The organism is Sulfurimonas sp. (assembly GCF_026196735.1).
GTDB lineage: Bacteria > Campylobacterota > Campylobacteria > Campylobacterales > Sulfurimonadaceae > Sulfurimonas.
This window is the reverse complement of sequence record NZ_JAPHUF010000016.1, coordinates 65,831-74,785: the sequence shown is the minus strand read 5'-3', so window position 1 is coordinate 74,785 and position 8,955 is coordinate 65,831. Positions and strand designations below refer to the sequence as shown.

Annotated in this window: 10 protein-coding genes; 8 read left to right on the top strand and 2 right to left on the bottom strand. The window is 33.9% G+C overall.

The genetic code is table 11. The features are described from left to right. Positions 1 to 201: 201 nt before the first annotated feature. The 5 genes from OQK60_RS09965 to ccoS are packed head-to-tail and all read left to right on the top strand — an operon-like array spanning position 202 to position 4,425. The gene (locus OQK60_RS09965; RefSeq protein WP_297686597.1) at positions 202 to 789 is read left to right on the top strand and encodes an SIS domain-containing protein; all 588 of its coding nucleotides are present in this window, start codon (positions 202 to 204) and stop codon (positions 787 to 789) included. A 5-nt stretch (positions 790 to 794) separates the two neighbouring features. After that, entirely contained in the window at positions 795 to 1,346 is a 552-nt protein-coding gene (gene gmhB, locus OQK60_RS09960; RefSeq protein ID WP_297686595.1) for a D-glycero-beta-D-manno-heptose 1,7-bisphosphate 7-phosphatase, read from the top strand. Then, the gene (locus tag OQK60_RS09955; protein WP_297686593.1) at positions 1,330 to 1,815 is read left to right on the top strand and encodes an asparaginase domain-containing protein; all 486 of its coding nucleotides are present in this window, start codon (positions 1,330 to 1,332) and stop codon (positions 1,813 to 1,815) included. The genes gmhB and OQK60_RS09955 overlap by 17 nt, the downstream gene beginning before the upstream one ends. Then, the gene (locus tag OQK60_RS09950; protein ID WP_297686591.1) at positions 1,805 to 4,207 is read left to right on the top strand and encodes a heavy metal translocating P-type ATPase; all 2,403 of its coding nucleotides are present in this window, start codon (positions 1,805 to 1,807) and stop codon (positions 4,205 to 4,207) included. The genes OQK60_RS09955 and OQK60_RS09950 overlap by 11 nt, the downstream gene beginning before the upstream one ends. Before the next feature lie 2 nt (positions 4,208 to 4,209). After that, positions 4,210 to 4,425: a cbb3-type cytochrome oxidase assembly protein CcoS gene (gene ccoS / locus OQK60_RS09945; protein ID WP_297686589.1), complete on the top strand. Its 216-nt coding sequence runs from the start codon at positions 4,210 to 4,212 to the stop codon at positions 4,423 to 4,425. A gap of 86 nt (positions 4,426 to 4,511) precedes the next feature. Here the strand turns inward: ccoS and OQK60_RS09940 are convergent, their stop codons facing one another. Further along, positions 4,512 to 4,799 (bottom strand): cytochrome C, encoded by a 288-nt coding sequence (locus OQK60_RS09940; protein WP_297686587.1) that lies wholly within the window; start codon positions 4,797 to 4,799, stop codon positions 4,512 to 4,514. Between the two features lie 134 nt (positions 4,800 to 4,933). Here OQK60_RS09940 and rfaD point away from each other — a divergent pair, with 134 nt between their 5' ends. Genes rfaD through OQK60_RS09925 form a run of 3 tightly spaced genes read left to right on the top strand, consistent with a single transcriptional unit; the run spans position 4,934 to position 7,945 of the window. Next, entirely contained in the window at positions 4,934 to 5,941 is a 1,008-nt protein-coding gene (gene rfaD / locus OQK60_RS09935; RefSeq protein WP_297686585.1) for an ADP-glyceromanno-heptose 6-epimerase, read from the top strand. Next, positions 5,941 to 7,365: a D-glycero-beta-D-manno-heptose-7-phosphate kinase gene (gene rfaE1, locus OQK60_RS09930; RefSeq protein ID WP_297686583.1), complete on the top strand. Its 1,425-nt coding sequence runs from the start codon at positions 5,941 to 5,943 to the stop codon at positions 7,363 to 7,365. The genes rfaD and rfaE1 overlap by 1 nt, the downstream gene beginning before the upstream one ends. Position 7,366: 1 nt before the next feature. Continuing rightward, entirely contained in the window at positions 7,367 to 7,945 is a 579-nt protein-coding gene (locus tag OQK60_RS09925) for a YfaZ family outer membrane protein (protein ID WP_297686581.1), read from the top strand. Positions 7,946 to 7,950: 5 nt separating this feature from the next. On the opposite strand, the gene waaF is transcribed toward OQK60_RS09925, so the two are convergent. Further along, positions 7,951 to 8,934, bottom strand: coding sequence for a lipopolysaccharide heptosyltransferase II (waaF, locus tag OQK60_RS09920; RefSeq protein ID WP_297686579.1), 984 nt, complete (start codon positions 8,932 to 8,934; stop codon positions 7,951 to 7,953). Positions 8,935 to 8,955: the final 21 nt, after the last annotated feature.

Below are 8,955 nucleotides of genomic sequence, written 5' to 3'. Positions count from 1 at the left end.
CCATTCCGAACCCAGAAGCTAAGCCTCTCATCGCTGATAATACTTGCCCTTGCAGGGTTGGAAATGTAGGTCGCTGCCTAGTTGATCAATTTACAATCACTCACAACAATCAAATTAACAAACTTATATTTAATCTAAAGCTTTTTCAATATTAACAATTAATTATATGGTATTATTTTGTATATTATTTTAGGATGTTATATGAAAAACTACATTAAAGATCAAATTAAAAAATCATACGAAACAAAGCAAGCCATTTATGAAAATGAAGATTTATTAAACAAAATAGAAGAGGTTTCTAAACTCTGTGTAGAACTGTATAAAGGTCCTAACAAAACTATATTAGCAGGTAATGGTGGAAGTGCAGCGGATGCTCAGCATATTGCAGCCGAACTTGTTGGAAGGTATGGATTTGATAGACCGTCTATCCCCTCTTTGGCACTTACAACCGATACATCTAATCTTACTGCTATTGGGAATGATTATGGATATGATAAGGTATTTTCCCGCCAATTAGAAGGCATGGGGCAAAATGGTGATATATTTATCGGTATTTCTACTTCAGGTAATTCTGAAAATATAATAAATGCATTTATTGCGGCTAAGAAAAAAGGAATCACTACTGTTGCTTTAGTTGGTAAAGATGGCGGAGAAATGGCTCAAATTGCTGATATTTCTTTAGTTATACCATCAAACTCAACACCAAGAATACAAGAGTCTCATATATTAATAGGACACATTATTTGTGACATTATAGAAAAAGAGACTTTTGGTAATGGCGTTAGTTAGTTCTTATGAATAAAGCTCTTTTTTTAGATAGGGATGGTGTTATAAATACCGAAGTAAACTATCTTCATAAAATCGAAGATTTTGAGTTTATAGATGGTATTTTTACTTTATGTATGCATTATCAAAACTTAGGCTATATGATAATTGTTGTTACAAATCAGTCAGGAATTGCAAGAGGATATTACACTGAGCATGATTTTAATGTTTTAACTTCTTGGATGAAAAAAGAGTTTGAAAAATATGCTATTGAAATAAAAAAAGTCTATTTTTGTCCTCATCATCCTGATATTTCTGGTGAATGTGAATGTAGAAAACCAAAATCAGGTATGCTTTTAGATGCTGCCAAAGAGTTCGATATTGATTTAGAAAATTCTATTATCATCGGTGATAAAGAGAGGGATATTGAAGCTGGTTTAAATGCTGGACTAAAAGAAACTTATCTTTTTGATGAAAAATCTACATGTACCATGCAAGAACCGCCCTTGGGGTACGAAAAATCAAAAGCTACAAAAATTGTTTCAAAACTGGAGGATATTTACAATGTTAATATTAAATAGCGGTGGTACATTTAACAAAAGATATAATCCATTAAATGGAGAGTTGGAAGTCCCGTTTGATAATGGAGCAATTGAGAGAGTCTTACAAAGTGTTGATTCAGAGTATGATCTAGCTGGTGTTATGTATAAAGATTCTTTAGATATGACAATAGATGATAGAAAGATATTGGCAAATATTATTATGCAGTCAAAAGATGACACTTTTATAATTGTTCACGGTACAGATACTATGCACTTAAGTGCTGAATTTTTATCAGAAATATTTGATGATAGAAAAATTATTTTTGTTGGTTCCATGAAACCATTTGAGATTGACAGTGTTGAGGCAAGTTTAAATCTAGGAATGGCTATAGGGTTTTCAAAAGCTGTGAACGAATTTGGTGTATATATTTGCATGAGTGGTTTTATAGGCCCGTGGCAAACTATACAAAAAAATAGCAAATTTGGAAAGTTTGAATTTGTCGAATAAAGTTGTCTGTTCTCACTGCCATCTAAAATTTGATGAATCTGTAATGATAAAAGAAGCAGATAATTACTTCTGCTGTAAAGGTTGTCAAGGTGTTTTTCATCTTATAAATGAAGAAGGCTTGGAAAGCTTTTATGAAAAATCAGGAAATATAGAGCTAACCCCACCATCAGAACATTTTGAAGACGCCTCAAGTTTTGATAGAGAATCTTTTTATGATAAGTTTGTGAAAACTAATAGCGATGGCTTTTGTGAAGTCTCTTTAATAATAGAAGGTATTCATTGTTCAGCATGCGTCTGGTTAAATGAAAAAGCTCTGAACAAGATGGAAGGAGTAGTAGAAGCTAATATTAATTTTACAAACAATAAGGCAACTATTATATGGGCCGACAATGTAGTTAAACTGTCTGCTATTATAGAGATGATTCGTTCTATCGGTTACAATGCCTTTGCATACGATGCATCTATGCAAGAAACACATGCCAATAAAGAGAGAAAATCATATTATTTAAAAATGGCAGTTGCAATTTTTGCATCAATGAATATTATGTGGATTGCAGTTGCTCAATATGCAGGGTATTTTAGCGGTATTACTCAAGAAGTTAAAACTATACTAAATATTGCAGAGGGTATTTTGGCTACCCCTGTACTTTTTTATAGTGGTTGGGTGTTTTTTAGGGGTGCATACTATGGCTTAAAAACTAAAGTTGTAAATATGGATCTACTAGTTGCAACTGGAGCGTCACTTACTTACCTTTACTCTATTTATATAACAGTTTTAGAGCATGGTGAAGCATATTTTGACTCTGTTAGTATGATTATTACATTTGTACTTATTGGCAAGTTTTTAGAGGTACTTAGTAAAAAAAATGCTGCTGACACACTTGATATAATAATTAAAAGTATACCAAGTGAAGCTAAGATTATTAAAAATGAGAAGATTTTAACATGTAAAATTGATGATGTAAATGTTGGTGATATTGTTTTTGTATCCTCAGGAGAAAAAGTTTTACTTGATGGTGAGATAATCAAAGGAAGTGGCTCATTTGATGAGTCAAGTCTTACAGGTGAGAGTGAACCAGTGTATAAAAGTGTGGGGATGAATGTTGTTAGTGGTACGACCAGTATTGATGCAGATGTTCGCTTTAGAGCTACAAAAGACTTTAAACATTCAACACTATCAAATCTTGTCTCTTTATTGGAATCTGCAATAAACAAAAAACCTAAGATACAGCAGATGGCAAACAAGCTGTCTGAACATTTTTCATCGGTTATATTAGGCTTGTCTTTTGTTACATTTGTTGTGTGGTGGCTGTGGCCTCACAGTTTTGAGACATCATTTATGGTAGGTATATCAGTTATCATCATTGCATGTCCATGTGCTTTAGCCCTAGCTACACCAGTTGCAACTTTAGTGGGACTCGGTCTTGGAGCCTCTAGAGGCATATTATTTAAAGAGGCGGCTCAGCTTGAGACGATGGCAAAAGTTGATACGCTTGTATTGGATAAGACAGGAACTATAACTGTTGGCAAACCGGAAATTATAAATGAACACACTTATGAAGAATTTGACAAAAGTCTTCTATATGCACTTGTGAATTCTTCAAACCATCCAGTTGCGCGTTCAATTGCAGAGTATATTAAAAAAGAAAATAAAAATATAGAAGATACTGCTTTTGATGAATTTATCCAGATTCCAGCACAAGGAATAAGAGCAAAGTATGGAGATATAGAGTTACTAGGCGGCAATAAAAAATTATTAGAAGTGAACTCAATAAAGATAGAATTCATTAGCGAAGATACAGTTTTTTATTTTGTAGTTGATAAAAAAGTAGTAGCTGTTTATGAGCTGCGTGATAAGATAAAAGAGGGCGCTAAAGAATTAGTTGAGTCACTCAAAAAAAGAAATATAGAAACAATCATGTTGACTGGAGATAATGAACGAGTAGCAAAAAAAGTAGCTTCTGAAGTTGGTATAACAAAGTTTATTTATGAACAGACACCTCAAAGTAAAGCCGATTATATAAAGAAACTTCATGATGATGGTAAAAGTGTCGTTATGGTAGGTGATGGAGTAAATGATATATTGGCACTTGCTTCGTCTGATATAGGAATAGTTATGGGAAGCGGAAGTGATATAGCTGTAGAAGTTGGAGATGTTGTTCTATTAGATGATTCGCTAAAATCACTTCATGACGCATTTAAAATCAGCCGTACGACTTTTGGGCTAATTAAACAGAATCTTCTTATATCTTTAGCTTACAATGCTATAACAATACCGCTTGCTATGGCTGGATATGTCATACCATTGGTTGCAGCAATATCAATGTCAGTCAGTTCACTTTTAGTTGTAGGCAACTCTATGAGAATTCGTTATAAATGGAGAAAAGAATAAAAATGGACAATTGGGTTATAGCTATGATGCTAGGAGTATCTATCTTTTTAGGAGCAATCGCACTTTTTGCCTTTCTTTGGGCTATAAAAAATGGTCAGTTCGATGATGAAAATAAGTTTTTAAATGCAGCAAAGTTTGATGGAGAAGATGAACTTAATGATGCTGTAAAACAAGAACAGAAAAAAGAGGCACTAAAAAAAGAGTATAGACCTGAGTAAATAAAGTGATATTTTTTACACACAACTTATGCTTGAATACTTTGAAGGGAAAGATTTGAATTGCCAAAGAGGCAATTCAGGTAAAGTTATTTACCGATAGTTTGTGAGAAAGCTTCTAAATCAGCGTCAGAGTATTTTGCAACTTGACCTTTCATAAGACCTTTCATTGGACCACCGTAAGTACCATCTTTGTAGCCCTTAAGCGCAGCAGCGATGTCTGCATGAGTCATTTCAGCTACATTTTTAGATTTACCAAGAGCAATTTTGCTCCAGTCAGCACCGTGACATCCAGTACAAGCTCCAGCATTTACAGCAGCCATTGATACTGTTGCCATAGCTAAAGTAGCTACAGTAGCGATTACGATTTTTTTCATATTTATTCCTTAAAATTTTAATTTCAGGCAAATTATAGTGATTTTACTCTTAAATACATGTTAATAAAAAATCTGTTATTATTGTAACTAATAAATAAACTATTATAATAAAATAGTGACAAAGTGGCGACAAGATGCGATACATAGAAGATGATTTAAAAGATAAAACAATTTTAATAACTGGCGGCGCTGGCTTTGTAGGTTCGAACTTGGCATTTTATTTTCAAAAGAATCATCCAGATGCGAATATAGTCATTTTAGATACTTTTAGAAGCGGAGAAACACTATCAAACGGAAACCTAAAAAGCTTTGGCCATTTTAAAAATTTACTTGGTTTTAACGGCGAGGTTATAAGTGGAGATATTAACGATAAAGAACTGTTGCTTGATTTGAGAAATAAGTATAAATTTGATTATATCTTTCATGAAGCTGCGATATCTGATACAACTGCACTTGAGCAGGATTTGATGATAAAGACAAATGTAAATGCATATAAAGATCTGCTGGAGTTAGCAATGGAGCATAATGCAAATATGATTTATGCATCATCAGCTGCAACATATGGAAATGCAGAATCTCCACAGAAAGTTGGAAGAGAAGCACCGCAAAATGTTTATGGATTTTCAAAACTAAGTATGGATAATTTAAGCCGTGAGTATATGAAAACTAGTGATATTTCTATAGTTGGACTTAGATACTTCAATGTTTATGGACCAAGAGAGTATTTTAAAAATACAACCGCATCAATGGTCTTACAGTTTGGACATCAGATACTTTCAGGTAAGAATCCTCGCCTTTTTGAGGATAGTGATAAAATACTTCGTGATTTCATATATATAGAAGATATTATACAGGCAAATATAAAAGCAATGCAGCCAAAAAAGAGTGGAATTTATAATGTTGGAACAGGTAAAGCTAGAAGTTTTCAAGATATTGTAGATATTTTACAGCGTGAATTGGGTACAAATTTGACATGTGAATATATCCTTAATCCATTTATCGGAAGTTATCAATTTCACACCGAAGCAGATATATCTACAACTAAAGAGGCTTTAGGATATGAACCTGCTTACGAGATGGAAGATGGAATCAAGTCTTATATAGACGAAATAAAACGAATGTATGAAGAAGAAATCAAATAATGCAAATACTTAAAAACTTTATTCCAAAGATACTTGTAGTTGGTGACTTGATGATAGATCATTACTTATGGGGTAGTTGTGAAAGAATATCACCGGAAGCACCTGTGCAGATTGTAGATATTGCTAAAGAGACGACAGTGCTTGGCGGTGCTGGTAATGTTATAAATAACCTTAAGGCTCTTGGTGCAGATGTCAGCGTTAGCAGTATTATAGGCGATGATGAAAACGGACAAGAGCTTATAAATATGTTAAATGAAATTAATGTAGATAGCTCAAATATAATCATAGACAGCAATAGAAAAACATCTAAAAAAAGTCGTGTAATCGCTGCCTCACAACAGATACTAAGATATGATAAAGAGACAAAAGAGGAGATAACAACTATCTCTTCAAATAAAATTATAGAATCTTTGTCTGGTACTATCTCAAGCTATGACATAGTAATCTTGTCTGATTATGGAAAAGGTGTTTTAACTGAAGAACTTTGTCAAAAAATAATCGCATTGTCAAATAAAAACGGCGTTAAAGTTTTAGTTGATCCAAAAGGAAGAGACTTTACTAAATATAGAGGTTCTTATCTTTTAACACCAAATAAAAAAGAAGCTATTTTGGCTACTGGCATAGAGATAAAAGATGATGAGACTTTAAAAGAGGCATTGCTCAAGTTAAAAACAGATTGTAATCTTGGTTTGTCACTTATTACTTTGAGTGAAGATGGAATTGCTACTTATGATACAGAGGTTAAAAAGTTTCCGACAGTTGCAAAAGAAGTCTTTGATGTAACTGGAGCTGGTGATACTGTTATTGCTTCAATTGCTTTTGCTTTAAGTGCAGGAAAAACAATAGAAGAGACAGCTGCATTTTCAAATTTAGCAGCAGGAGTAGTTGTTGGCAAAATTGGTTCTGCTACGGTTACACTTGATGAGATAGAAGAGTATGAGGCAAGTCTGCATAAAAGTACATCCGATGCACATATAAAGAGTTTTGAAGAGATAGATGCATTGGTGAAGCGTTATAAGCAAAATGGTAAAAAAGTTGTCTTTACAAATGGCTGTTTTGATATATTACATGTAGGACATGTCAAGTATCTGCAAATTGCAAAAAGTTTTGGTGATGTTTTAATAGTAGGGTTAAATTCTGACGAGTCAGTTTCAAGACTCAAAGGTCCAACTCGCCCTGTAAATATTGCTGAAGACAGAGCGTATATATTAGCAGCACTTGAAGCTGTCGATTTTGTTGTGCCGTTTAGCGAAGATACGCCATATGACTTGATAAAGATGATAGCTCCGAATGTACTTGTAAAAGGTGGAGACTATAAAGGCAAAGATGTGGTTGGGACAGAGTTTGCAAATGAGTTAAAATTAGTTGACTTTGTTGATGGTAAAAGTACTACAAAAACCATTCAAAAAATACAAGGAGATTAAAATGTTAAAAAAATTTGGATTAATAGCTGCGTCAGCAGTATCTGTTTTTGCAATGCATAGTGCTGAAATAAATGTTAATAATTCTGACCTTGAGCTTGGGGTTAAGTTTGATGTGGGTCAGTTTGATGATGCTGTTGAACCTGAAACTATGTTTTTTGGCGCAAAATATATAAATGCTGATGAAAAGCATAGTGATTTTTCTAATATAGATGATTATCAAGAGTTGAATTTTTTGATGCAAAGAGAGGTTGATAGTGGCTTTACTCTTGGACTAGGAGTAAAACTAAATCATACAAAAAACTTTGTTTCCGTTCCTTTAGGGGTTGAAGCGAGTTATAAACTGCCGGCAAATATACAGATACCGTTTTATATTAATGGTAGTTTGTATTACGCTCCTGAAGTACTCTCTTATGATAATGCCGATGGTTTTTCAGAGTTTCGTATCAGTTTAGATGCTGAAGTCATAGAAAACGGGCGTGTTACAGTAGGGTATAGATCTCTTGAAACTGATTATGATAACACTAGAAGGCATGATAAATATAATAGTTCGGTTTATCTTGGTTTTAAATTTGCTTTTTAATTAGTTTAAATCTTTAGCTCTTTTACAGCCTCTATAACTTCAGAGGCAGTAATGGAAGTCATGCATTCATGATGTTTGAGGGGGCACTCTCTTTTCATGCATGGCGCACAATCCATATCATGTCTCACAATCTTGCTTTTTTCATTCATCCACTGACATGTCTCTTTGTGTTTTGTAGGTCCAAATATCGCAACAGTAGGAACTTGATAAGCGGCAGCTACATGCATAGGTCCACTGTCGTTTGTGATAAACAAAGAACAGCCGCCTATATTTGAGCAAAGTTCTTTGATGCTTGTTTTACCTGCTAAATTAATATAGTTTTGTACATGTGAAGCTTTTAGGTTTTGTTCAATCTCATTTGCCATTTCAACTTCATTTGGTCCGCCAAAAATAATAATGTCAAATCTTTCACTGAACTCTTTTGCGACTTCGGCAAATCGCTCCGGATACCATCTTTTTGCACTTCCGTATGTAGCACCTGCATTTATGCCTAAGCTTGGTTTTTTAAACTCTTGAGCTTCAATATATAGCTTAAGTTTTGGAGTCTCTTTATCCCAGTTATCTACATTTATCATAGCCAGTTGGGCATACTGCTTTGATAGGTGTTTATCTGATAATATACGGGGTGTATGAGATAGCAGTAACATAGAGTGCCATGATTTTTTTGCTATGCAAATCACGGTTCCTGTAAATCTAAGCAGAAGAGAAGAGTGTAGTTGATTTCTAAAAGAAACCGCTAAATGGAACTCTCCTAGTTTCTTTGCTAGTTTATATGTTGCAATAAGTCTATTAGAAGCTTTTTTTGTTTCATCGACCACCGCTTTTTCGCAAAGAGGATGATATTTTAGAGCCTCTATAGACGCATAGCTGCCAACGAATGTAAATCTTGCATTTGGATGATATTTTGCTAAAAGTTCTATTGCCGGAGTAGCCATTACAGCATCACCAAGCCAGTTAGGTAAAATTACTAATATTTTACGACTCGACATTTAGTGTCTCCCTGCATTGAA